The organism is Morganella sp. Je.2.23, from assembly GCF_051129855.1.
GTDB lineage: Bacteria > Pseudomonadota > Gammaproteobacteria > Enterobacterales > Enterobacteriaceae > Morganella > Morganella sibonii.
Genome location: NZ_JBCPSQ010000002.1, coordinates 333867 through 357730 on the forward strand (window position 1 = coordinate 333867; position 23864 = coordinate 357730).

General features: G+C 50.9%; 33 protein-coding genes and 1 pseudogene. 25 read left to right on the forward strand and 9 right to left on the reverse strand.

Annotated elements, in window-relative coordinates; genetic code table 11:
• Positions 1-29 precede the first annotated feature (29 nt).
• The 5 genes from AAZR23_RS11965 to AAZR23_RS11985 all read right to left on the reverse strand — a co-directional run bounded on the left by AAZR23_RS11965 (position 30) and on the right by AAZR23_RS11985 (position 6637).
• Positions 30-992, reverse strand: a complete 963-nt coding sequence (locus AAZR23_RS11965; RefSeq protein ID WP_434692874.1) for a substrate-binding domain-containing protein — start codon at positions 990-992, stop codon at positions 30-32.
• Between the two features lie 515 nt (positions 993-1507).
• Positions 1508-2548 (reverse strand): ABC transporter permease, encoded by a 1041-nt coding sequence (locus AAZR23_RS11970; RefSeq protein WP_166708390.1) that lies wholly within the window; start codon positions 2546-2548, stop codon positions 1508-1510.
• 40 nt (positions 2549-2588) lie between these two features.
• Entirely contained in the window at positions 2589-4088 is a 1500-nt protein-coding gene (locus AAZR23_RS11975; protein WP_434692797.1) for a sugar ABC transporter ATP-binding protein, read from the reverse strand.
• Positions 4085-5596, reverse strand: coding sequence for a xylulokinase (gene xylB, locus AAZR23_RS11980; protein ID WP_434692799.1), 1512 nt, complete (start codon positions 5594-5596; stop codon positions 4085-4087). Before xylB ends, AAZR23_RS11975 begins: the two co-directional genes overlap by 4 nt.
• A 3-nt stretch (positions 5597-5599) precedes the next feature.
• Positions 5600-6637: an NAD(P)-dependent alcohol dehydrogenase gene (locus tag AAZR23_RS11985; protein ID WP_015422928.1), complete on the reverse strand. Its 1038-nt coding sequence runs from the start codon at positions 6635-6637 to the stop codon at positions 5600-5602.
• Between the two features lie 211 nt (positions 6638-6848).
• Here AAZR23_RS11985 and AAZR23_RS11990 point away from each other — a divergent pair, with 211 nt between their 5' ends.
• A complete protein-coding gene (locus AAZR23_RS11990) occupies positions 6849-7394 on the forward strand; it encodes a D-lyxose/D-mannose family sugar isomerase (RefSeq protein ID WP_218426536.1) in 546 nt (181 codons plus the stop codon).
• A gap of 112 nt (positions 7395-7506) precedes the next feature.
• Positions 7507-8508 carry a LacI family DNA-binding transcriptional regulator gene (locus AAZR23_RS11995; protein ID WP_369450451.1) on the forward strand — a complete coding sequence of 334 codons (1002 nt, stop codon included), beginning with the start codon at positions 7507-7509 and terminating at the stop codon, positions 8506-8508.
• A 580-nt stretch (positions 8509-9088) separates the two neighbouring features.
• On the opposite strand, the gene AAZR23_RS12000 is transcribed toward AAZR23_RS11995, so the two are convergent.
• The 4 genes and pseudogenes from AAZR23_RS12000 to AAZR23_RS12015 form a co-directional block, all read right to left on the reverse strand.
• Complete coding sequence (locus AAZR23_RS12000) at positions 9089-9400, reverse strand: PTS sugar transporter subunit IIB (protein WP_434692802.1); 312 nt, start codon at positions 9398-9400, stop codon at positions 9089-9091.
• A 94-nt stretch (positions 9401-9494) separates the two neighbouring features.
• Complete coding sequence (locus AAZR23_RS12005; RefSeq protein WP_046894561.1) at positions 9495-10619, reverse strand: ABC transporter permease; 1125 nt, start codon at positions 10617-10619, stop codon at positions 9495-9497.
• A 1-nt stretch (position 10620) separates the two neighbouring features.
• A pseudogene (locus AAZR23_RS12010) lies at positions 10621-12003 on the reverse strand (ABC transporter permease); the annotation flags it as partial.
• 213 nt (positions 12004-12216) lie between these two features.
• The gene (locus tag AAZR23_RS12015) at positions 12217-12810 is read right to left on the reverse strand and encodes a helix-turn-helix domain-containing protein (protein ID WP_218411191.1); all 594 of its coding nucleotides are present in this window, start codon (positions 12808-12810) and stop codon (positions 12217-12219) included.
• A 183-nt stretch (positions 12811-12993) separates the two neighbouring features.
• Here AAZR23_RS12015 and AAZR23_RS12020 point away from each other — a divergent pair, with 183 nt between their 5' ends.
• The 23 genes from AAZR23_RS12020 (at position 12994) to AAZR23_RS12130 (ending at position 23864) form a co-directional block, all read left to right on the forward strand.
• Entirely contained in the window at positions 12994-13230 is a 237-nt protein-coding gene (locus AAZR23_RS12020; protein WP_025154983.1) for a helix-turn-helix domain-containing protein, read from the forward strand.
• 5 nt (positions 13231-13235) lie between these two features.
• Positions 13236-15281 (forward strand): Mu transposase C-terminal domain-containing protein, encoded by a 2046-nt coding sequence (locus AAZR23_RS12025; RefSeq protein WP_434692876.1) that lies wholly within the window; start codon positions 13236-13238, stop codon positions 15279-15281.
• 15 nt (positions 15282-15296) lie between these two features.
• On the forward strand, positions 15297-16190 hold the full coding sequence (locus AAZR23_RS12030; RefSeq protein WP_182116469.1) for an AAA family ATPase: 894 nt from the start codon (positions 15297-15299) through the stop codon (positions 16188-16190).
• Between the two features lie 8 nt (positions 16191-16198).
• Positions 16199-16486: a hypothetical protein gene (locus AAZR23_RS12035; RefSeq protein WP_048822119.1), complete on the forward strand. Its 288-nt coding sequence runs from the start codon at positions 16199-16201 to the stop codon at positions 16484-16486.
• 10 nt (positions 16487-16496) lie between these two features.
• Complete coding sequence (locus AAZR23_RS12040) at positions 16497-16685, forward strand: hypothetical protein (RefSeq protein ID WP_025154987.1); 189 nt, start codon at positions 16497-16499, stop codon at positions 16683-16685.
• Positions 16675-17313, forward strand: a complete 639-nt coding sequence (locus AAZR23_RS12045; protein WP_124538105.1) for a DUF3164 family protein — start codon at positions 16675-16677, stop codon at positions 17311-17313. Before AAZR23_RS12040 ends, AAZR23_RS12045 begins: the two co-directional genes overlap by 11 nt.
• Before the next feature lies 1 nt (position 17314).
• Positions 17315-17512 carry an ANR family transcriptional regulator gene (locus AAZR23_RS12050; RefSeq protein ID WP_036422642.1) on the forward strand — a complete coding sequence of 66 codons (198 nt, stop codon included), beginning with the start codon at positions 17315-17317 and terminating at the stop codon, positions 17510-17512.
• Complete coding sequence (locus AAZR23_RS12055) at positions 17484-17678, forward strand: hypothetical protein (RefSeq protein ID WP_247718287.1); 195 nt, start codon at positions 17484-17486, stop codon at positions 17676-17678. Before AAZR23_RS12050 ends, AAZR23_RS12055 begins: the two co-directional genes overlap by 29 nt.
• 92 nt (positions 17679-17770) lie before the next feature.
• Positions 17771-18028, forward strand: coding sequence for a hypothetical protein (locus tag AAZR23_RS12060; RefSeq protein ID WP_434692808.1), 258 nt, complete (start codon positions 17771-17773; stop codon positions 18026-18028).
• 61 nt (positions 18029-18089) lie between these two features.
• Positions 18090-18518 carry a hypothetical protein gene (locus tag AAZR23_RS12065; protein ID WP_434692810.1) on the forward strand — a complete coding sequence of 143 codons (429 nt, stop codon included), beginning with the start codon at positions 18090-18092 and terminating at the stop codon, positions 18516-18518.
• A complete protein-coding gene (locus AAZR23_RS12070) occupies positions 18515-18745 on the forward strand; it encodes a hypothetical protein (protein ID WP_219693814.1) in 231 nt (76 codons plus the stop codon). Before AAZR23_RS12065 ends, AAZR23_RS12070 begins: the two co-directional genes overlap by 4 nt.
• Positions 18746-18872: 127 nt before the next feature.
• Positions 18873-19304, forward strand: a complete 432-nt coding sequence (locus AAZR23_RS12075) for a hypothetical protein (RefSeq protein WP_434692813.1) — start codon at positions 18873-18875, stop codon at positions 19302-19304.
• Positions 19301-19681 (forward strand): hypothetical protein, encoded by a 381-nt coding sequence (locus AAZR23_RS12080; protein ID WP_434692816.1) that lies wholly within the window; start codon positions 19301-19303, stop codon positions 19679-19681. The genes AAZR23_RS12075 and AAZR23_RS12080 overlap by 4 nt, the downstream gene beginning before the upstream one ends.
• A 1-nt stretch (position 19682) precedes the next feature.
• Entirely contained in the window at positions 19683-20099 is a 417-nt protein-coding gene (locus tag AAZR23_RS12085) for a gp16 family protein (protein WP_434692818.1), read from the forward strand.
• Positions 20096-20539, forward strand: coding sequence for a Mor transcription activator family protein (locus tag AAZR23_RS12090; RefSeq protein ID WP_218411182.1), 444 nt, complete (start codon positions 20096-20098; stop codon positions 20537-20539). The genes AAZR23_RS12085 and AAZR23_RS12090 overlap by 4 nt, the downstream gene beginning before the upstream one ends.
• An 8-nt stretch (positions 20540-20547) precedes the next feature.
• Positions 20548-21066 carry a hypothetical protein gene (locus tag AAZR23_RS12095; protein ID WP_218411181.1) on the forward strand — a complete coding sequence of 173 codons (519 nt, stop codon included), beginning with the start codon at positions 20548-20550 and terminating at the stop codon, positions 21064-21066.
• A gap of 90 nt (positions 21067-21156) precedes the next feature.
• Positions 21157-21618 carry a mor transcription activator family protein gene (locus AAZR23_RS12100; protein WP_218411180.1) on the forward strand — a complete coding sequence of 154 codons (462 nt, stop codon included), beginning with the start codon at positions 21157-21159 and terminating at the stop codon, positions 21616-21618.
• Between the two features lie 150 nt (positions 21619-21768).
• Complete coding sequence (locus tag AAZR23_RS12105) at positions 21769-21954, forward strand: hypothetical protein (protein ID WP_046024319.1); 186 nt, start codon at positions 21769-21771, stop codon at positions 21952-21954.
• Positions 21955-21977: 23 nt separating this feature from the next.
• Complete coding sequence (locus tag AAZR23_RS12110; RefSeq protein WP_152624755.1) at positions 21978-22319, forward strand: hypothetical protein; 342 nt, start codon at positions 21978-21980, stop codon at positions 22317-22319.
• A 1-nt stretch (position 22320) separates the two neighbouring features.
• On the forward strand, positions 22321-22851 hold the full coding sequence (locus AAZR23_RS12115; protein WP_036422608.1) for a lysozyme: 531 nt from the start codon (positions 22321-22323) through the stop codon (positions 22849-22851).
• Positions 22848-23405 (forward strand): lysis system i-spanin subunit Rz, encoded by a 558-nt coding sequence (locus tag AAZR23_RS12120; RefSeq protein WP_052697369.1) that lies wholly within the window; start codon positions 22848-22850, stop codon positions 23403-23405. The genes AAZR23_RS12115 and AAZR23_RS12120 overlap by 4 nt, the downstream gene beginning before the upstream one ends.
• A complete protein-coding gene (locus AAZR23_RS12125; RefSeq protein WP_036422605.1) occupies positions 23402-23647 on the forward strand; it encodes a hypothetical protein in 246 nt (81 codons plus the stop codon). The genes AAZR23_RS12120 and AAZR23_RS12125 overlap by 4 nt, the downstream gene beginning before the upstream one ends.
• On the forward strand, positions 23628-23864 hold the full coding sequence (locus AAZR23_RS12130) for a hypothetical protein (protein WP_025155005.1): 237 nt from the start codon (positions 23628-23630) through the stop codon (positions 23862-23864). The genes AAZR23_RS12125 and AAZR23_RS12130 overlap by 20 nt, the downstream gene beginning before the upstream one ends.

The window sequence follows — 23864 nt, forward strand, 5'->3', positions numbered from 1 at the left end:
AAGACGGCGTAAATGCATTATTTAGTTATTTATTTACGGGCATCCAGTAACTGCTGCGCGTTTTCTTTGGTAACCTGAGTCCACGGAATTGCGTAACGTTTGCCTTTACCGTCATTCCATTTCAGCTGGTCAGCATACTGAACCCAGATTTGGGATTGTGGTTCGTATTTATCGCCTTTGACCGCTTTCATTGCCAGGTCGATTGAACCCTGCATCTGTGCGTTGGCATCCTGGAGGATAGAGACCATTTCGCCGTCCTGAACAGAGCGGATAGCGTCAGATACACCGTCAACACCGGCGATAGAGAAATCATTTACATTCAGACCGGCCGATTTAATCGCTTCAATTGCACCCAGCGCCATTTCGTCGTTCTGTGCGATCACGCCACCGATTTTACCGCGGTGTTTCTGTAACCAGTTTTCCATCAGCGGCATGGCTTCCGCGCGTGACCAGTTCGCTGTTTTACGCTCCAGCACTTTTATCTTACCCGGGCCGCATTCAGCGATTGCTTTGTCATTACCTTCGCCGCGCTGAATTTCACCGCTGCCGCCTTTCGGCCCTTCGATAATAACCACGTTACCTTCACAGTTCATTTTTGCCAGAACTGCTTTGGCTTCCATATAACCGCCGAGGACGTCATCAGACACTACTTCTGCGGTCATTTTGTCGGTATTCAGGCGGGCGTTGGTGACAATAACCGGGATTTTAGCGTCATTCGCCATGGTGACCACGTCGATATTTGCTTCGTAATCCATCGGGTTGATGATGATAGCATCGGTTTTGGTCTGGATTGCGGTTTCTGCCTGGTTGTTCTGAACCATCGGGTCATAACGGCCATCATAAACTGTGATGATCGCTTCACCGTTTTTCACAGCCGGATGTTCTTTTGCGGATTTTTCCATTAACTGGACAAATTCGGCTTTCATGCCGTACATCAGAACAGCAATTTTCACCGGATTGTCCTGTGCCGCAAATGCCTGTCCGCCCATCATCAGGGCTGTCAGTGCAGCGATTTTGGTCAGTTTTTTCATGGTCATTCCTTCATTGTGTAGGGTATTGTTTTTTGCTGTTGTAATAGTCTTTTACGCGTCATCCTTCAGCCTGTGGCGGTGTTGGCTGCGTTCAGCCTTCCGGGTCACATACTGATGTATGCTCCCCGGAATTATTCACTTGCCGCCTTGCCACAGACTGAATGATATTGCGTAAACGCGTCATACAGAATGTGGCGGTGTTGGCTGCGTTCAGCCTTCCGGGTCACATACTGATGTATGCTCCCCGGAATTCTTCACTTGCCGCCTTGCCACAGACTGAATGATATTGCGTAAACGCGTCATACAGAATGTGGCGGTGTTGGCTGTGTTCAGCCTTCCGGGTTACATACTGATGTATGCTCCCCCGGAATTCTTCACTTGCCGCCTTGCCACAGACTGGATGATATTGCGTAAACGCGTCATGCAGAATGTGGCGGTGTTGGCCTTAAACTGAAGGAATCTGCGCGGTACTGCTATCAGTCACGGCGTTGCTTACGTGACGGATCCAAAAGTACGGCGATAACAATTAATGCGCCTTTGATAATCTGCTGGTAATACGACTGCACGCCCAGCAGGTCGAGACCGTTATTCATCACACCGATAATTAACACACCGAACAGGGTGCCGACTAACGTACCCACGCCACCGGCCATACTGGTGCCGCCGATAACCACCGCGGCAATCGCATCCAGTTCGTAGGCGCTGCCGGCACTGGTCTGTGCTGAGCCGGTACGGGCAGTCAGGATCAGCCCTGCAATACCGGCTAATGCACCACACAGGGTGTAAACCAGCACTTTAATTTTAATCACACTGATCCCGGAGGTTCTGGCGCTCTTCGGGTTGCCGCCGACAGCATACACATAGCGGCCGAAGGTGGTTTTGTTCAGTAATATCCAGGCAAGAATAAAGATAGCCGCCAGGATCACCACCGGTACCGGGATATCAAGGATATAACCGTTACCCAGCCAGCGGAAATCACTGTTGAGCTGGGAAACCGGGTTACCGTCAGTGGTCAGCAGAGTCAGACCGCGTGCCGCAGACAGCATCCCCATGGTGACGATAAACGGCTGAAGATTGAATTTCGCCAGAATCGTCCCGTTGAGCAGGCCACAAATGATACCGATACCGAGCGCGATAATCATCGGGATCATCACGGCATTAGCGGTATCACCGATAGCCAGACCGGTATTGCTGGTGGCAAACCGCGCCGCCACAATGCCGCTCAGTGCCAGCACCGAACCGACAGAGAGGTCAACACCGGCGGTGATGATGACAAACGTCATCCCGATGGCGAGAATACCGTTGATGGAAATCTGACGCAGGATAATCAGCATGTTGTCCTGACTCAGAAAGTAGTTATTCGTCCATTCGCCGCGGGCTACCTGAACCTCACCGACAACGGCCACAATCAGACACAGCACAAAGAACGCCAGAATGATGCCGTATTTGTGCATGTTTTTCTTGTTACGGGCGATAAATGAGACCCCTGGTGCGGGTGCAGTATTTGTTGTATTCATGGTCACTTCTCTTTATTCATGCATACGTTGGCGGGTGAGATCACACCGCAAGTTTCATTAAATCGGTCTGGGTGGCAGTGGCGGCGGTCAGCTCTCCGGCGATCCGTCCGTCACGGAAAACAATAATCCTGTCACTCATACCGATAATTTCCGACAGCTCAGAAGAGACCATCACAATGCCTTTGCCCTGTAAGGCGAACTCAGACATAAACTTATAAATTTCTTTCTTGGCGCCGACATCCACGCCGCGTGTCGGCTCATCGAGCAGCATCACGTCCGGCTCGATCAGCGCCCAGCGTCCCAGAACCACTTTCTGCTGGTTACCGCCGCTGAGGTTACCGGCCAGCTGGTCCGCGTCCGGGGTTTTGACATTGAACAGCGCTATCATGTCATCCGCACGGGCCTGCTCTTTGCGGTTATTAATAAAGCCGCCGGTGCTGATGGCACCAAACGAGGCAATATTGATATTTTCATTGATGGAGCGGCCCAGCATCAGCCCGGTATCTTTGCGGTCTTCGGTGACATACGCGATCCCGGCATTAATGGAATCTTTCGGGGTGTGCTTGTCGAGGAAACGGTCACCAATCTGAATCGTGCCTTTATCGGCGTGTTCGATACCGAAAATCAGATCGAGAAATTCGGAACGGCCGGAACCGACCAGCCCGTAAATTCCCAGAATTTCGCCTTTCTTCAGTGTCAGACTGATATCGTGTACCTGGTTATCGCGGGACAATTCCCGGACTTCCATAATGGTTTCATCTGTCGGCTCATTGAATTTGGCAAATTCATCTTTGATTTCACGGCCGATAATCAGCTCAATCAGTTTTTCGCGGGTGATACCTGTCAGCGGGCCGTCGGTGATAAACGTGCCGTCACGGAAAATGGTGAAGGTATCGGCTATCTGAAAAATCTCGGACAGGCGGTGTGAGACATAGATAATGCCTTTACCTTTTTCCGTCAGGCGGGTGATCACATCGAAAATCTTCTGCGCATCTTCCTCACCGATAGCGGACGTCGGTTCATCCATAATGATGATATCCGCATCCGCGTGGGAGAGGGCTTTGGCGATTTCGACCAGTTGCTGCTCCGCCACACTCAGATTGCGCATTTTTTCTGACGGGGAGATCTCAAAATGCAGATCGGTCAGCAGTTCAGCGGTCTGCCGGTTGAGCTGTTTAAAATCGACAAATCCGAAACGGCGCGGCTCACGCCCCAGCCAGATATTTTCAGCCACCGTCAGGTCAGGAATGGAACTCAGTTCCTGCTGAACAATCGCGATACCGGCATGCAGGGCTTCAAGCGGCTGATGAAATTCACAGCGTTTGCCTTTGACATAGATTTCACCGGCATCCGGACGGATAAAGCCCATCAGGATGCTCAGGAACGTGGATTTACCGGCACCATTCCCGCCGCACAGGGCGTGAATGGAACCTCTCTTCAGTGAAAACTGCGCGTTCTTCAGTGCAACAACCTGACCAAAGGCTTTGCGCACTCCTTCAACCCGCAGTAATTCCTCATTGTCAGCGACAGCTGCTGTCATAATGTGACCTCCGGGTATTCTGATGTCAGTAAAGCAAGGTAGTTCTGATACAGCGATTCGTAGACTGCCGTATTTGCCGGGTCAGGCTGCGTCCGGCTGCTGTCATCCAACTGCACAAAACGGTCACAAAGAGCCGCCAGCTGTGCCTGCGGTGCGCTGTCTGCGGTGAGGGTATCACTCCAGATAGCCTGGATAGCTGCCCCCAGTGCCGCCGCTTCCTGGTTGGTAACGCAGACAACCGGTGCCGCCATGATATCGGCGACAATCTGACGCCATTTCACACTGCGGGCACCGCCCCCGGTCAGGCGGATCTCATCCGTGGAAATGCCCTGCCGGCGGAACAGATCGATACCGAAGCGCAGTCCGTATGTGGCACTTTCCACCACGGCCAGGCTCAGGTTCTGCGGAGTCAGGTTGCTGCCGTCCATGTTGTGAAGGCTGGCGCGGGCATCGGGTAACTGAGGTACGCGCTCACCATTAAAGAACGGCAGCATGATAAGGCCGTCAGCACCCGGTTTACTGCTGTTCAGCGCCTCATTAAAGGCCTGAATATCCATACCTAATAATGATTGAACCGTGGTGGTGGCGGAGGTGACGTTCATGGTGCAGATCAGCGGCAGCCAGCCGTTGCTGGAGGAGCAGAATCCGGCGATCATCGCGGAATCCGCCACTACCGGGTTTTCGGCAAAGGTAAACAGCGTACCGGAGGTGCCGAGGCTCATGGTGGTAATGCCCGGCCGGATATTACCGGTGCCGATGGCGGCCATCATGTTATCACCGCCGCCGGATGCCACGCGGGTATCCGGGGAAATGCCGAGTTTCTCCGCGATCTCCGGACGAACGGTTCCGATGATTTGCTCTGCACGCACCAGCGGCGGCAGCGCCTGCCATAAGCGGCCTTCCGGATCGATAAGAGCAGCTGCTGCCTGATCCCATTCACGGGTACGGATATTGAGCAGCCCGGTCCCGGAGGCATCACCGTACTCGGCACAGGCCTGTCCGGTGAGCCAGAAATTCAGGTAATCGTGCGGCAGCAGCACATAGCGCAGCTGTTGCCACAGTTCAGGATGCTGCTGTTTAAAGCGGATAATTTTTGACACGGTATAGCCGGTCTGCGGCAACACACCCAGGCGCTCAAGCGCGGCCTGTTCGCCGCCCAGTGCATCAATAAACCACTGATTTTCCGCACTGGTCGAGGTATCACACCACAGTTTGGCAGGCGCAAGCACCGTACCGTCATGACTGACCGGCACAAAACCGTGCTGCTGACCGGAAACGGCGAGAGCGCGGATCTCCCGCCCGTCAATTCCGGCGTTCTTTATCGCCTGAGCAAACGCGGTTTCCAGCGCATCAGTCCACCAGACGGCTTCCTGTTCACGGCTTCCGTCTGATTCGCTGATCATCGGGTGAGGGGCTGAGCCCTCACCGAGAATACGCGCGGTCCGGTTATCGGCAATAATGACCTTGGTGCTTTGGGTTCCGCAGTCAATACCGGCATAGAGCGTCATGGTTTACTCCATTTCCAGCACAATTTTCACGTCAGTCGCACGGCCTTCGGCAGCGCGCTCATAAGCTTCGACACTGTCTTTGAACTTGTAGGTTGCGGACAGCAGCGGAGCCACATTCAGTTTGCCGGAACTCAGCAGACGAATGGTGCGCGGATACATATTGGCGTAGCGGAAAATGGTTTTGAAGGTGACTTCTTTCGCCTGTGCCGCCACGATATCCAGCGGTGCCGGATCGATTGGCATACCGACGAGAACCGCAGTACCGCCCGGGGCGATATGATCAGAGATAGAGGCGATAACCGGTTTCGCGCCGCTGCATTCAAACAGAACGTTCACGCCTTCGCCGCCGGTCAGTTCACGGACTTTATCCGCCAGTGCCTGCTGATCTTTGCTGTTGACCGCATGCAGACCCTGATATTTCTCAGCCACTTTCAGTTTTTCATCAAACACATCACAGATGATGACATCTGAACAGCCGCCGGCCAGTGCGCACAGCGCGGTAATGATACCGATAGTCCCGGCACCGATAACCAGACCGATATCGCCCGGTTTGATCCCGGCTTTGGTGGCGGACTGCATACCGATTGCCAGCGGCTCAACCATCGCGCCCTGGGCAAAGGAAACGTTATCAGGCAGTTTGAACGTGAATGCGGCAGGGTGGATCACACTCTCACGCAGGCAGCCGTCGATTGGCGGGGTTGCCCAGAAACGAACAGCAGGATCAAGGTTATAGATACCGGCACGGGATTGCGGGGACTGCAGATCCGGAATACCCGGCTCCATACACACGCGATCGCCGACTTTCAGGTGTTTCACATTTTTACCTGCAGCGGTAATCACACCGGACGCTTCGTGACCCAGCACCATCGGTGCCTCAACCACGAACGGCCCGATACGGCCATGCTGGTAATAATGAACATCGCTGCCGCAGATACCGACGGTGTGGATTTTAATCTCAACATCGTCGTCGCCCAGCACTTCATTACTCTGCCAATCCTGAATGGCGATTTTCCCTGCTTTCTCTAATACTAATGCCTTCATGATCATTTCCTTTCATTAAAATGATATCGATATCATTGCTATGATGCGGATAATAGAGCAATGTTTATTATAATTATGTGATGATGGTTAAACTTTTATTAAATAAAGTCCGAACTACTCATGCAGTATTCAGTAAAGGGTCTTGCCGGTCACATTTTTGCAACCCGGGGCAGGGCTATAATGATAACGATATCATTCAGGAGAGAGGCCGATGAATAAACAGCCGTACATCGCGGAATCACTGACGATTCTGGAACAGGCGCATATCGTTCTGACAGAAACGGAACAGCAGAATATTGAGATTGCTCACTTTAATCTGCCGGATTATCCGCGCTCGGGTCTGCAACTGCTCACTTACTGCAACAGCCCGCTGTACTGCGCCAAGGAGCTGGTTCTGTTTGCTGACCAGACCTGCCCGGAGCACCGCCATCCGCCATATAAAGACCGGCCGGGCAAGCAGGAAACGTTCCGCTGCCGCTGGGGCGAGGTTTATCTGTTTGTTGATGATCCTGCGCTGACACCGAATCAGGATGTGCAGGGTAACCCAATCTGCCGCCCGCCGCAGGGTGATGAGGGATGGTACACCTGTGATCGCTTTATTCTGCTGCGTCCGGGAGAGCAGTACACCATCGCACCGGATACCCGCCACTGGTTTAAAGCGGGGCCGCAGGGCGCGGTTGTCTCGGAGTTCTCCACAGAGAATACCGATGAGTACGATATTTTTACCGACCCGCGGATAAAAAGACTGGATTGTTAAAAAGTTGTTGATAGTGATTTAAGTGACAAAAAGCGTGTTTTTCACGTGACTGAATCGATTTAGATGATATTATAATGGTATAAAATGATACGTTGCTGCTAAGGAGAGAAAATTGGCGGAACCCCGGACACAGAAAGTCACGCTGGAAAATGTGGCTGCTATTGCGAATGTCAGTAAGATCACCGCATCCCGCGCATTTTCGCAGCCGGATAAGGTTCACCCGGAAACTCTCAGACGTATTCTCGATGCGGCTGATAAAATCGGCTATGTGGTGAATGCGGCGGCACGCAGTCTGCGCGCCAAGTCATCCCGCACTATCGGTATTGTCAGCCCGGATATGAGCAACCCGTTTTTCGGCGGGCTGGCAAAACGTATCACGCTGGAAGCGTATAACGCCGGTTATGACACGCTGATGTTTGATTCTTATGAGTCCCGTGAAAATGAAGCGCGTATCATTGATAAGCTGATTGGTTACAATGTGGATGCCATCATTTTATCCGTTGTCTCCGCCGAACGGGTTTACCGCCCGGCTTACATGAAACAACTGGAACTGCTCAATATTCCGGTCATTCTGGTCGACCGCGAGCTGGATGCCAAAGCATGCAGCGGCGTCTATATCGATAACCTCGACTGCGGATTGCAGACAGGACGCTATCTGCTGTCACAGAAAGCAAATAATGTGGTGATTGTCTCCGGCCCGGAAGATTCCAATGTGGCTCAGGATCGCGTGACCGGTATGGTGGCCGGTCTGCACGGCCAGGTCAGCAGCGTTAATGTGCTGCATGCGGACTTCCTGATGGATGAAGCATTTAAAGTCACCGACCATTACCTGAAATACCATTCCGCACCGGACTATTTTGTCGGCTGTAATAACCAGATCTCACTGGGGATTATCAAAGCCTGTATCCGTCACAATCTTATTCCGCAAAAAGATGTCTCGCTGTTCAGCATCGATGAAGTCTCTCATGCTGATATCTACGGATTCAATTTTCCGTGCATTTCCCATGATCTACAGGAAATTGCCTGGCAGGCGATCAATATGGCAGTGCGGCGGGCGACTGATCGCAGCGCCCCGGCGAGCAAGGTGGTTGTGCGCGGTCTCCTCAAATCCTGAATCCGCGTCATCCTCCGGTCTGTGGCTGTGTTGGCCGCGCTCAGAATTCCGGGTCACATACTGATGTATGCTCCCCGGAATTCTTCCCTTGCCGCCTTCCCACAAACCGGATGATTTAGCGGATTCTTTGTTGTGTCATTCTTCCGCCTGTGGCGGCGTTGGCTGCGCTCAGAAAATCTGTTTTTATTTACGCCAGACTTTATGTACACGGCAGATGCCGTACAGAAGAGCGAAAAGCGTAGAGCGCCAGGGATGGCGCGACCCGAGCGAACAGGGATGTGACAGCGCCTTTTCGTTCTGTACGGTATCAGTCGAAGCACTGTGGCAAAATAGGTTTCCCGGAATCCTTCCCTTGCCGCCTTGCCACAAACCGGATGATTCAGCAGATTCCGCGAACAGGGACGTGTCAGCGGCTTTCCGCTTTGCCGGTTATCCCGCCGTCCGGGTCAGAAAGAAGATGGTTTTATTCTTTCCGGAGATGGTGCGATCCGGGCGGACAGGGACGTGTCAGCGTCTTTCCGGTTTTGCCGGTTATCCCGTCGTCCGGGTCAGAAAGAAGATGGTTTAGTTGCTTACAGCTTCACGGATTATTCAATAACGATAACGCCAAATCCAATACCGCGGCACTTTGCAGATCCCAAAACATATCCGGATCGATGCAGACCAGCGGTTTTCCTGCGGCAGCCGCGCTTTGCTGGCATTCGCGCAGATGATGACGGGACTGCGGGGCGAGCAGAGCGGCATCATACTCCGCGGCACATTCGCGGTAATCAAAAACAGACCGGCACTCAATGCTGACATCAATACCCCGTGCCTGTGCTTCATCACGCATTTTTTGCGCCAGCATCTGCGGGGAAATCCCCGTATCACTCATCAGCAGAATTTTTCTCATATCCGTATCCCTGCATTATCCGTTATTTACTGAATCTTCACTGAACTGACAGCCTATAATGCCCCCGCCGCCGGCGGCATCGGAATTGGCCGGGTTATGCCATGGCACTGATCGTTTTGCGGAAACGCAGCAGCGCGGCACCGAAAAATGCTCCGCCGATAATGATCAGATACATAAACTGCGGCCAGACGATCAGGAAATCCGCCCCCCGGTAGAGAATCGCCTGTGCCAGGCTGACAAAGTGTGTCGTCGGCATCGTCTGCATCACGTCCTGCACGAACTGCGGCATACTTTCCCGCGAGGTCATCCCGCCTGACAGCATATTCAGCGGCAGCAGCACCATAATCATCAGCAGCCCGAACTGCGGCATCGAGCGGGCGAGCGTCCCCATAAAGATACCAATAGAGGTGGTGGCAAACAGACTCAGCGCCACTCCGCACATAAACAGCGCAATTGAACCCTCTATCGGCACCTGTAACAGAAAGCGGACAATCAGCAGCAGTGAGCCGAGCGAAGCAAGCAACACCACCAGTCCCATCGACCAGACTTTGGACATCATGATCTCAAACGGTGTCACCGGCATCACCAGCAGATGCTCGATAGTGCCATGTTCCCGCTCGCGGATCAGGGCAGCCCCCGTCAGCACAATCGATAACATTGTGATGTTATTGATAATTGCCATTACCGACCCGAACCACATCTGATTCAGGTTCGGGTTAAAACGGGCGCGGATATCCAGATCTACCGGCAGCACACTGTTTTGCCGGTTTTTAGCCAGAAAGGTATTCACCTCCCCGGTGACAATATTCTGAATATAACTGTTGCCGAGAAACGCCTGGCTCATACGGGTGGCATCAACGTTCAGCTGGATGGCAGGGCGGCGTCCGGCCAGCACATCACGCTGAAAGTCCGGCGGAATATCCATGGTAAAAGTGTAGGTACCGCTGTCCATCAGTCCGTCCATCTGACTGATATCAATATCGGCCGGAGGCAGAAAATAGGGTTCATAAAAGCTGTTGATAATACGTTCGCTGAGCTGTGAGCGATCCTGATCCGCAATCGCAATCGGCGCCAGATGCAGTGAGCCGGACGTTACTGTCGCAGAGGAATAGATGGATACCGTGAAGGCAAACACAATCAGCGCGAGCATCGCTTTATCCCGCATCAGGCTGCGCAGCTCTTTCATCCCGAGATAGATAATATTCTTCAGTGTCCGCATATTACCCCTCCTGCTTTTTCAGGAAAAAGATGCTGCACCCGAGAACTACCGGAATCGTGATCAGCAGCGGAATAAAGGCCTGATACAGATCGATAAGCCCCAGCCCTTTGGAGAATGTTCCCCGGGTGATGGTCAGGAAATGTGCGGTCGGGTAGATATGTCCTATCCAGTAACCCATACCTTCCAGTGATGAAACCGGGTCAATCATGCCGGAAAATTGCGTGGCCGGGATCAGCGTGATAATCGCGGTGCCGAAAATCGCAGCAATCTGACTCTTCATAAAGCAGGAAATCAGCAGCCCCATACTGGTGGCAATCGTGATATAGCAGAATGCCGCGAGTGTCACGGTCAGCAAACTGCCCTTAAACGGCACACCGAATACCCAGACCGAGAGGGCGCAGAGCAGGAAAAAGTTAAACATCCCCAGCAGGATATAAGGCACCTGTTTGCCGATTAAAAACTCTGTTTTGGTCACCGGGGTGACATAGAGATTAATAATCGATCCCAGCTCTTTCTCCCGCACCACACTCAGGGCGCTGAGCATCGCCGGTATCATCATCAGCAGCAGTGGGATCACCGCCGGAACAATGGCGGGCAGGCTTTTCACATCCGGGTTGTAGCGGTAACGGGTTTCGATATCAATCGCAGAACTCAGCGGGTTGGCCACCGGCTGTTTTGAGGCCATGCGGGTCAGCCAGTTAAGATGCATCGCCTGCACATAACCGCGCACCGTTTCCGCCCGGTTCGGCATGGCACCATCCACCCAGACGCCCAGTTTCGCATCATGGCCTTTGGCGATATCACGGGCAAAATCCGGCGGAATTTCAATAGCAACCGCGATTTCCCCGGCACGCATCCGTCGCTCCATATCCTCATAATTTTGCAGCGGAGGTTGTTCGATAAAGTAACGGGAACCGGAGAGATCCTGTACATAGTTCTGGCTGGTGGTGGTCTGGTCGCGGTCGAGCACGGCGAAACGCAGATTTTCCACATCCATACTGATACCGTAACCCATAATAAACATCAGGATCACGGTACCGAGCAGGGCCAGTGTCAGCCGAACCGGGTCACGGCGCAGTTCCAGCCCTTCGCGCAGGCTGTAACTGAACAGACGGCGCAGGCTGAAACGGCGTTTCAGTGCGGTGGCGGCCGCTTCGCTGCTGTCGGCAGGCAGTTCCGGTGCTTCCGGCGGCGGAGCATCATCCTCAATCCCCGAGGCTTTTTTCAGATAATCAATAAAGACAGCTTCGAGGGTATCAAATTTGCTGGTGGCGACCAGATTTTCCGGGGTATCCGTCACCAGTACTTTCCCCGCATGCATCAGCGACATGCGGTCACAGCGGGCGGCCTCATTCATAAAGTGAGTGGAGATAAAAATAGTCACTGTGGGGAGGTGATCAATATTGCACTATTTAAAAGGGAGCTATGTTAGGCTGAACGCCTTGAATTTACTGCTTTGGCGGGGAGTTATACGATTCTGCACTGATGAACATGAATTGATTTATTTTATGTTTTTTTGCATTCTATTCTGCACTCAAGTGATCATCTTTTAGGAGCGTTTAAGCGATATTTAAAGGACGATTGAACAGGTATCCAATCATCCCACCTTTTGGTGATCTTCTTCCTGGCTTAAATGACCAGTCTCATCGGTATTTTTCTTCTCTTCAATGCGGCGCAAAATCTCTTGGTCTAGTGATTCATCACCAGCCATAGCCAGTTTGATAGCTTGTTTCAGCGTTGGCCTGATATGTAAGTTATCAATACTACTTTCCAATGAATCTGTTTTAGCGATCTGCAAAATCCCCTCAATGCCTTTCCGATGTATCACTTTGAGTAACTCATTGATTTCACGGTCTGAAAGAGATTCATAGACCATGTCCCACGCATTTCTTATAGCTGGACTAGTTTTGTTGTATTTTAATGAATCGATAAATGGTTCTGATTTGGATTGATCTGATCCGAATGCCAGCCAATCAAGGCTGACTTTTTCTGCTTCAGCTATTACCTGTATTGCTTTGAATGAAGGGTCAGTGCCTTTGTTCAAGTAGTTGTTTAAGGTGGAATACGGTAGCCCCCAAGCCGAAGAAACAGCTCTTATGCTCCGACCTTTGATTAGAGTCTGAATTCTATCTACTAGTGTTTCTTTAGGTGTGAAGGACAAAGAAACATCGTCACTATTTTTTCTTTCCATTTTCCTTTCTCTCTAAGATATTGATATATAACTAATTACCCGAATTAGGACTCATTTTGTTTTTAATTAAGAAAAGAAAGGCGTTTTCTTTCTTTACATAGTCCTAATTTGGATCAATACTGTATCTGCACGGATAACCCACGCGGATTATCCGCAGGGGTAATTTTTAAGGGTAAACGAAATATGGATAGAAATGAAGTAAGTCATGCTGACTGGCATCGTATCGATATTGTTGCTGCTCTTCATAAAGAAGGCGTCACGATGCGTGACCTGTCAACGCAGGCTGGTTTAAAACCAGACACGTTAAAGAATGCACTGGCGCGTTCTTATCCAAAAGGTGAGCGCATTATTGCTGATGCGCTTGGCATTCAGCCTCAGGAAATATGGCCAAGCCGTTACCTGAGCAGAGTATTAGGGTGATCGGTATGTTCCTGACTGCTAATGAACTGGTTGGAATCCCGGGATTACCGGGCACGGTTCAGGGGATACGAAATCGTCTGAATAAGTTGTCAGGCGATCACCCTGAATTAATTCGTAAGCGTACCGGCACAAAAGCCTTTGAGTATCACATTGATTGCTTGCCGGAAGCCGCTCAGGACGCGGTGAAACAACGTCATTTTAATGCTGTGCTGGAGCAGAAAAAGACAGAAAAACCGCTGGAAAATCCCGTTGCTGTTACTGCGGTAAGGCCCGGCGAGGAACTCGCTCTGATGCGTCAGTGCCCGGCCCTGCTGGAGCGGGAAGTTTCCGGACTGACAGAAGAACAGAAAGCAGTTGCTGATGCACGGGCGGCTCTGGCTATGGAAGTGCTGTCACTGGTTGCGGCCGGTGATACCCGTACCGGTGCGGTGAACCGGATTTCAGAACAGTCACGTAGTGGTGTGCTGCCGGAGTATCTGCAGCGTTCCGCAGACAATGCTAATGCACGCAAGGGTAAATCCCGCCGTGGTGTCAGCCCCCGCTCTCTGCAGGAATGGGTATCGCTTTATCAGAGCACTAATTCAGGGGAAGAGCGTCTGGCATTGCTGGCTCCCGGTCATCACAAAGAAACACGTCCTGAACAGGTGGCATGGTTTCCGGGGTTTCTGGCGCATTACCGCAATGTGAACGGGCCGTCACTGATTGCCGCTTACCGTTCATTCTCAGATGAATGGGATGAAGAGTATGCCGATCAGCCTGCCATGCTGAGTGCTAAACCTTCTTATGATGCGGTGCGCCGCCTGATGGTGAAACTGCCGAAACGTGAGCGTGCAAAAGGCCGTGTAACCGGTTCGGATGCGCGGGCACTGGAAACCTATCAGAAGCGTGACTGGTCACAGATGCCGGTAAACGGATGTTGGGTCAGTGATGGTAAATCTATGAACCTGAAGGTGGCACACCCTATTCACGGCCGTCCGTTCACTCCCGAACTGACAATGGTGATAGATGGCCGTACCCGCTTTGTTGTGGGCTGGAGTCTGGATTTGGCGGAAAACGTCATTGCTGTTGCATCCGCTTACCGGCACGCCATGCAGCATCACGGTAAGCCATTATTTGTGTATTCGGATAATGGTGGCGGTGAAAAGAACAAAACACTGGATGCGGAAATCACCGGTATTTTTCCGCGTCTCGGTATCCGGCATATGACCGGTATTCCGGGGAACCCGCAGGCACGCGGGATTATTGAACGCCTTAACGGAGTGATCCCTCTGCGTATCGCTCAGGGGTTCGCAACCTTTAACGGCCGTGGAGCCGACCGTGAACATGCGCGGATAACCAGCCGCCGCATCAATTCAGCGGTCAATGCACTGGAGAATAACAAGGAGCTTAACCCGGTGCAGAAAAGCGCACTGGCAAAACTGCCGTCATGGGCGCAACTGCTGGATGCCATCGAAGATGAGATCCACAAATACAACTATACCCATGAACACAGTGAGTTACCGAAGCAGAACGGTCGTCATATGACACCTGCAGCATACCGTCAGGCCGTTCTGGCCGCAGAAGGTGATGAGATTGAGTACCTGACAGAGATTGAGCTGCGGGAAATGTTCATGCCGGAAGTTAAGCGTGTGGCTCAGCGTGGCTGGATTGAGTTCAACAACAACCAGTATTTCGCGGAGGATTTAATCCTGGTCGATGGTGAGGAAGTCCGCGTGGCGTATGACATTCATGATGCCGGTGAAGTCATTATCCGTAAGCAGGACGGGTCATACGTCTGCAAAGCGGTATGGAACGGTAACAAAGTTGCCGCCGTACCGACAACACAGATGGACAAAGCGGTTGAAGACCGCCGCAAACGTCGTATGTCACTGGTTGAAAGTAAAATGCGCGAAATTGAGGCAGAAGCCCGTCCGGTACTCACCGGAAAAACCGTGCCTGATTTCGGCAGTTATATCAGTGAACCGGTGGCCGTTCCGGCAGGAGGCAAACCGACAACATTCTTACAGGTTGAGTATGAACACCTGAATGCCAGACAGGCCGGAAACCAATAACAGGAGAATATGATTATGTCATTAGTGACTGAATTATCTGAATTACTCGCAGCAAAAGGCTGGTCTCAGGCTCAGGCATCACGCGGTGTTGGTGTCAGTACCGCTGTGATTAACCAGTATCTGCAGGGCAAATACAACGGTGATGTGAAAGGCGTTGAGGAAAAAGTCCGTCAGTTTATTCAGCGTGAACATGACCGTGCCAAAGCCCGCAATATCAAGCCTGTCTATGTTGCGACATACATGGCTAAAAAAGGTATGGAAGTCATCAAAATGGCGCATCTGGATGGGGATATCAACGTGATCTACGGTGATGCCGGTATGGGTAAAACCATGATTATGCGCCGGTACGCCACTGAAAACCTGAGTGCTGTTCTGATTGAGGCAGACCCGGGGTATACCGCCCGTGTGGTACTTGAAGAACTGTGCAATAAACTCGGACTGGCTAAGCGCGGAAACATGCACGAACTGAGTGAGGCGATCATCCAGGCACTGCGTGACTCCGGGAAAGTCATTCTGGTCGATGAGGCTGAAAACCTGCCTTATCGTGCCCTTGAGACGTTACGCCGCATTCATGATAAGTCCGGTGTCGGTATCGTTCTGGCGGGTATGCCGCGTCTTATCCTGAACCTGAAAGGTAAGCGCGGGGAGTATAAGCAGCTGTACAGCCGTGTCGGCTTTGCCCTGCGTATGGGGGATGCGTTACCGGAAGAGGATATCCGCCAGATCATTACTGAACTGCTGCCGGAAATTGAGGACGAAGCCGTTTTTTCTGAGTTATTCAAAGTGTGCAAAGGTAATGCCCGGCGGCTGTTTAAGTTGTTGCGTGGTGTCTCACGCGGCAGTCAGATTAACCAGCGTCCTGTTGATGTGGCGATGGTGACCGGGTTCTCTGAAATGCTGATTAATTAGTGAGGCTGATGATGAATATCAAAATTACCCCGTCCAATCAGGGTGTTTTAAAAACACTGATTCAGGTTGAATCTGTTGTAAAAAGCCTGGGTGATCGTGGTGTGACAGTGCTGGGTGTGTCAACCGGCAATGATAAACCCCGTATCAAAATAGCGCGTCATGCGTACTGTGATCAGCTTATCCGTTCCGGTAAAGCCTGTTATCTGCAGTTCGGTAACAGTCGTCACGGTTACTACAAACAAGGCAGCTTTACTCAGGATGGCTGCCGTGTGTTCTGGTCTGAATCAATTTATTAAGGGTGAAGTTATGTCTGTAAAAATTACGATTCTTATCACGGAAAAAAAAGGTGGCGGCATTCGCTTTGAGGCAGAAGCCGCAGGGGAACAGTCAACCGGTAAGGAGTTACGTATTGCTGAAGATTTAAAAGATAAATTAATTCGTTTGCTGAAAGATTCTCAACCATCAACAAAAAAAGGAACACAACATGTCCATTAATCAAAAACAGTTTACTCAGCATGAAGTCCCGGCCGGTTACTGGCGTGATGCCAAACGGGGTTTGACCCCTGTTGATTTACTTAAAGAGATCGACATTCAACGTGATGCGCTTGTGGGGGACCTGGTTGTCCAGGCTATTCAGATTAATGAATTGCTGCGTCAGTTTAAGATTGCTGCGTTCGGGGATATCGAAGCCTTCATTGCATTGTCAGCTGAGCAGTACGGTATCAGTGTTGGTGGTAAAAAAGGCAATGTAACCCTGTTTTGTTTTGACGGCCGTTACAAAATTCAGCGTGCTATTCAGGATAGAATTGCCTTTGATGAGCGTTTACAGGCGGCTAAGGCACTGATTGATGAGTGTTTAAAAGACTGGGTTCAGGGAGCACGACCGGAGATCCACTCCATCATTGACCAGGCATTTGCAGTGGACAAAGAAGGTAACATCAATACCGGTGCTGTACTCTCTCTGCGCCGCCTGAATATTGAGGATGCCCGCTGGATAAAAGCGATGGAGGCCATCGGTGAAGCGGTGCAGGTTGTAGGCAGTCGCCAGTACGTCCGTATTTATGAACGGGTCGGCGACAGTGACCAGTATGTGCCGATTTCTCTTGATATCGCGGGGGTGTGATATGTCATTTAAAAATATCACCACTAATGCCGCACAGGCTGAACGCGACGGCCATTACAAGGAAGCCGGACGGCTTTGGATTGAAGCCTCATTCCTTGCGAAAAAAACGGATAATCAGCAGTGGGCGAAACGTCGGGCTGAGTTTTGTGCCAAAGCAGCAGGAGGCCGTTATGTCCCGGTTGTCTGCGAAGCAGTTTAATGACCGCTACCCGGTGGGGTCTTATTTTATCTATCAGCCGAACCGTATTTTACGCGGCGGGCCGCCAGCCAGAACATTAAGCCGGGCCAAAGATGAAGATAACCGGACTATTGTGGAAATCGATATTGAGCCTTATTACACCGATATTGATTCATTAAACTGCTGAATAACGTAACTAACTAAAAAATAATCACTTTTAAATTCAGGCGTAAACCCGTCAGGTCACCCTTACGCCTGAATCCAGATAATGAGGTATTTATGAACACCGATAAAATCGATTTGGCGTTATTAAAACAGGAAATTACTGACTGGCGCGATGTTGCAAAAGAGGGCTGCAACCTGCTGGTAACACATGCAGATAAGCCGATTAACATTCCGGAAATGGGCCGGACAATACAGTTTGAAACTAAAGCAGAACAGCGGGCTTTCAAACTGGGGGTAATTATTGCTCAGTCGCAATTTTCAACATTACCGTTTGATACCGGGTCTGATGATGAGGGCGCCGAAAATGAGTAACAATTCAACTGACACAATGAAGCAGCCTGAATTTGTGTTCACGGCTCAACCGGTTTGTTTCGTGCGTGCAGTCACTCCGTTAACACCTCAGATTGATATTTCCCGCGTCCGGACAGATGAGTTCTGTATGCCGGTATATGCAGCCATCAGTGATGATGATATCCGGCTGAAGGATGAATACATCGCGGAGTTGCAGGCTCAGGGCGTGGATAAGCTGGCTGACTCTATTCAGGATATCTACGATGCCCTGATGAAATACCATTGTAACAACGACATTCTCATAACTCTGCGTGGTGAAATCAGCCGCTGCCGGTTATTTGCTGAAAAATTGCGATCCCCTTCCGTTCAGTTCTGCGATTGTGACAACTGCACCTGCACTACCAGCACTAATGCTTTGTGTGAATCGGTCATGACCGGGCATACAAACCTGTGTGATAACTGCCGAAACAAGCTGAACGATGGCGGTCTGCGTCAGGGAGAATCATCATGAGCAGGATTAACCAGATTCGCCTGGTTGCCTCTGTCTGCAGGGAAATCGCCGGACAGTGTCCCGGGATCAAGATCAGCCAGAAACAGCTGGCTGCCGTCACCGCTGCTGCTGATTCTATTTGTGCGGCCTTTAATGAACCGGATATGTGTGACAGCTGCAGTGACAAATTGCGCGGGGGCTGCCAGCCGACATGCAATCAGTATCAGGGGAGTAACGGCCATGATTAGCATTCTGTGTTTTGTTGCCGGTGTTATCACCGGCTTTGCCGGAGCCGCATGGTATCAGCGGCACAGTGCTGCGGAAGACCGCCAGCGTCCTGAAAACCAGAAATACGACTGATACGGGAGCAGTGTTATGTCAATCACAAAAGAACAGTGGGCCGGGATTGAGGAGTCATTAAAGTCCCATTACGTGGTCATTAAGTTTCAGTATCAGGGTACTGAGATTGCCGTTACCCGGATCAGTGCAGGTGAAGGAAAAACGGTATTGGCTGTCTGGTTTAACGGGAAAACGCATTGTGCCTGGGGTATCCCCGGCAGTGATCATTTTAATCCGTTATGCGAGCTATTTTGGCATAAGCGCACCAAATCTCTCTATTCACCGAAACGCATTAAGGAACTGCAGAAAGCGTACGGTAAGCGGGCGGCTAAGCGTGTAATTCCCAATATTGAGGCGAAATACACATATTACATGCCGTATTTCAGCAAAGCATCGGTACTGGTTCGCCAGTTCCGGCGCATTGAAGGTCTGACAGTTGATGACCAGCAAAAATGGATGGTGCTATGACAGATAAAAAAGCCATAACACCAGCAGCGGTACGCAAGCGCCGTCAGCGTAAAAATCAGCAGAAAGATGGCCTGTACCGGCATGAAATCGCACTGAACGAAAAGGAAAACGACATGCTGGAATATATCCGCCATCACCGTAATCCCGGACGTGATCCGTATGACCGTAACGAACTCATCGCCCTGTTGTTACTGTGTGATTTTGAGCGCCTGAAGCGTCAGGAAGCCAGACTGGGTAAATGTCCTCATTGCAATGATGAATTACCCGAAGGCTGTAACAGTTTATTTAAAGGTGATTCATCCTGCTGGTTTACCCGTGACTGCCGAAAACTGAACCTAACAAGCGTGACCGGTCACGCAAACATTGAGGATGAATGACATGTTAACGCCTAATGCTAAAAAACTGGTCGGTATTATCAAAGCCGCCCAGCAGTATCTGAAAATGGATGATGAGACTTACCGCAGTGTTCTGGTTCGCCTGACGGGTAAAGACTCAGCCACCAAACTGACGCTGGATGAGCTGGGGACTGTCCGTGATTACTTTCATACGCAGGGTTATCCCCGCCGCAGCCCGAAGAAATACGGCCGTAAGCCGAATGTTCCGGTGTCAAAAAAATCGGTTCTGAACAAAATTGAGGCGCTGCTTGCTGATGCGGGCCGTCCGTGGGAATACGCGGAATCGCTGGCAAAACGTATGTTTAACCGTCAGAAAATCGACTGGCTCGATCATGACGAACTGGTAAAGCTGATGCAGGCCCTGGCGGTTGATCAGAAACGACGGAGAGCAAAAGCATGACAGACCTGGAAAAAGTTGAACATCTGTTGCCGGATACGTTGCGTCAGATTGCTGCCTTAATCGGCTACCCGGCAACACTGAAACTGATTGATGCGTTCGGCGGCACGACGTTCACTTTTGTGAAAGGTCTTCATCCGGCCGGACTGAAACGGCTTGAGCAGTTATCGTGCATCGTCGGCAGGGATGCCGCCGGTGTGCTCAATGCGCATTTCGCTGGGACAGAGGTGTATATCCCCAATGCAGCAGCGGCAATGCGTGAGGTGCGGAATCAGCGGTTTATGCGTGATATCCGTGCATTATCTGAACAAGGGTTATCCACGGTGAAAGCGGTGGCAAAACTGTGCCCTGAGTACGGTTTCAGTGATCGGCATGCGTGGGACTTGTTATCCCGCTATAAAGAATCTGGTATCCTTGGCTCAGAGCAACAGAATTTATTTTGAGGATAATCATGAAAAAATATTTATTAGGGATTGTGCTGGCACTTACCGCAGTGGGAGCGATGGCGGTTGATGGGTACAAAGGTGTGAAGTTTGGCTCATCTTTTGAAAAAATAAAATCAGCTGGTTTATGTTCTTTTGTACCGTATAAACAAAACAGTGTGTCTCATGTATCTTTGTACCAATGCACGGATTTTCGTTTTTCGGGTAAAAATACTATAGCAATGGTGTCATTACTGGATAATAAGTTCAGCAGATTGGTTATCGTTGTAAATAATGGGAGCATTCAATCGCTATATGCCGCTTTATCTGAAAAATATGGAGAACCATCATTCCTTTCTTCTTCGGAGGAAGTACAACAATCAATGGTAACTGGTGAGCCTGTTTATGTTAAATTTGACAATGATACCGTTATCATAAAAGTTGAAAAAGTTAATGGTATTGAAGTCTCAACGCTTATTTACACAGTTCCTGATTTTGAACAAAAAGTTAGCGATATTCAGAAAAACAACATATCTGATGACATCTAACCACTGAACCCCTTCAACACGCCATCATTTCACAAACCTGAAATACTGAACACCTTCCGCATCGGGAGGTGTTTTTATTTCGGGGGAACGATGAATAACACTGTCAGCCAGCACGAACTGGCGCAACTGGAATCTCTGCTGCCGGAGTCCGCCCATCAGCTGATTGGGGTGATCGGTTATGCCGCCACCGCGAAACTGATTACCCACCTCGGCGGTGTCACCTTATCTGCCCGTCAGGGTAAAGCCGTGGCCCGTAATAATGCGGCATTTGAGAAACTGACATCATTGTTAACGGATGAGGAATATAAAAAACTGCTGGCCTGTATGGGCGGCACACCGTTCTATATCCCGCGTTGTGACCGGGTGCTCATAAAATTACGCAATGCCCGCTTTATTGCGGAATTAAAAGAAATGACCCTGCAGGGGAATTCCTGTCGTTCCGCACTAACCGTTCTGTGTCCTAAATACGGTTTTGCTGACCGTTTTGCCTGGCGGTTGCTGAGTGAACATAATGCAGCGTCAGAAACGCAGCAGGACAGTTTATTTGATTGATTATTCCGTTCTGTCTGTGCAACACTGATCTCCCGTTGCGGGTTTTTTAAATGATGTGCTGAACCCCGCCAACTCCCCCGCAAACATCCCCGTTCCTATACTGAAATCCCTTAAAAATTACATTGTTAATTATTCAGTAAGGACATTGCTATGCCTGACACTATCACGCTTACCCTTGAACAAATCCGCGCTCTGGCCGACTTCGCCGCACAGGAAGGTCAGCCGTCCTACACCATCACCACCGGTATTATTCCGGCTTTTGACGACCAGCCTGAATATCAGGGGCTGATAGCGTTCTCCGGTTCAGAAGAACACGGTGTGTTGCAGCTGGATTAACCGGCCATCCTCATGCGGAGGTAATGATGAGTACCGCACCTATTTATTTCGGACAAAAACAACAAGGTAGTCACATGGGTGGTTTTTTCAGTGACATGTATGAGCGTGCCACTTACTGGCTTGCCGGTATCGGTTTTGTTTTCAGCGGTCTGTCGTTGTACGCATGGGGATTTTTAATCGGTGTATTCATTAACTCTGTCTTCTTACTTCTGAATTACCTCCTGAATAAACGGGAGCAGCAGAAGCGCACACGTCTGCTGGAAATGAGCGTACAGCACCTGATTGATCATCCTGCGGATGAAAGCGCGAAAGAAGCTGTCGCCACGCTCGTCAGGGCATCATCCCGTTCCCCGAAGGATTTATAAGATGAGTATCAGACGGGGTTTTCTGACTGCTGCTGTGGTGGCTCTGATTGCCGGAGGTGCCAGCGAGTATGACATTCTTGACCAGTTCCTGAATGAAAAAGAAGGTAATTTCACCACCGCATACCGTGACGGCGGCGGTATCTGGACGGTCTGCCGGGGTGTGACCCGTATTGACGGCCGCGCGGTAAAACCCGGAGAGAAACTGACGCAGGCGCAATGTGACCGGCTGAATGCCGCTGAGCGTGACAAGGCGGTTGCCTGGGTAAAACGTAACGTGAATGTGCCGTTAACCGCTCCCCAGATTGCCGGGATAGCCTCTTTTTGTCCTTACAATATCGGTCCCGGAAAATGCTTTTCATCCACGTTTTATAAAAAACTGAATGCGGGAAATATTGCCGGTGCTTGCAAAGAGATCCCCCGCTGGATTTTCGACGGCGGCAAAGACTGCCGCATCCGTTCCAACAACTGTTACGGGCAGGTGTTGCGTCGTGAGCAGGAAGCTGAACTGTTGTGCTGGGAGCTGAGCAAATGACAATACCGTTACGTTCAGAACTGTTACGTGGTGCCGGGTGGCCGCTCATTATCGGGGCTTTCCTGATTTTTATCGCCGGTTCGGCATCGGCGTATCTGGTGATGAAGAACACCTTTGACCGTGATATTTCACAGCTGAAAGAAAGTCATACCAAAGACCTGAAAGCCGTGTCAGACAGAGCACAGGAAGACACACAGAAGGCATTAAACCGCCTGTCTGAATCTCAGCGGCAAGTTCAGGCGCTGGATAAGACCTATACGGAGAAGTTACGTAATGAGGAAATCATTAATCAGCGGCTGCGTGCTGATCTTGCTTCAGGTAACCGCCGGTTGCAGTTCGCCCGTGCCGACCTTGCAACCTGTCAGCTCACCGCAGGCAACCATCGCACCACCGCCGGAATGGATGATGCAGCCGCCGTCCGACTCTCTGGAGAAGCTGGACTCATTATTCACGATATCCGCACCGGTATCCTTTCCGACAGAACAAAACTGAGCGGGTTACAGGATTATGTGCGTGATGTGGTTCGTGAATGCAGACGGGAGACAGTGCAATGAAACGCTCCCGGCATAATGCCTGTGGTTACACCCTGCTGCTGACAGCCGTGGCTGTTGTGCTGGCTGTGTTTTTTATCTTTCTGATTCTGCCCGGTCTGACCGGTCTGCGTTGTGCAAAGTATGCCGCCGTGACCGGACATCCGGCAGAACAGACCGGTGTCATCTGCCGCCGTACTGATACGGGGGAATTTATTAATACGTTCAATAACAAGGAAATCAGTCATGAAAAAACGCACCCGTAACAGCAGAAAGAGTGACGTTTTAATCAGCGTTAAAGGCCATTTAAACCGCATTGAAACGCAGATGGATTCGCTGAGTGATCAGATGGATGCCATCCGTCAGGATGCGACACAGGGAGCCATGCGCCGTGGCGCAGTTGCCGGTGCCGTATCCGGCGGTATTACCGCCTGTCTGGTGACCACCGCCATGATGCTGCTGCGTGCGAAGATGGGACTGTAA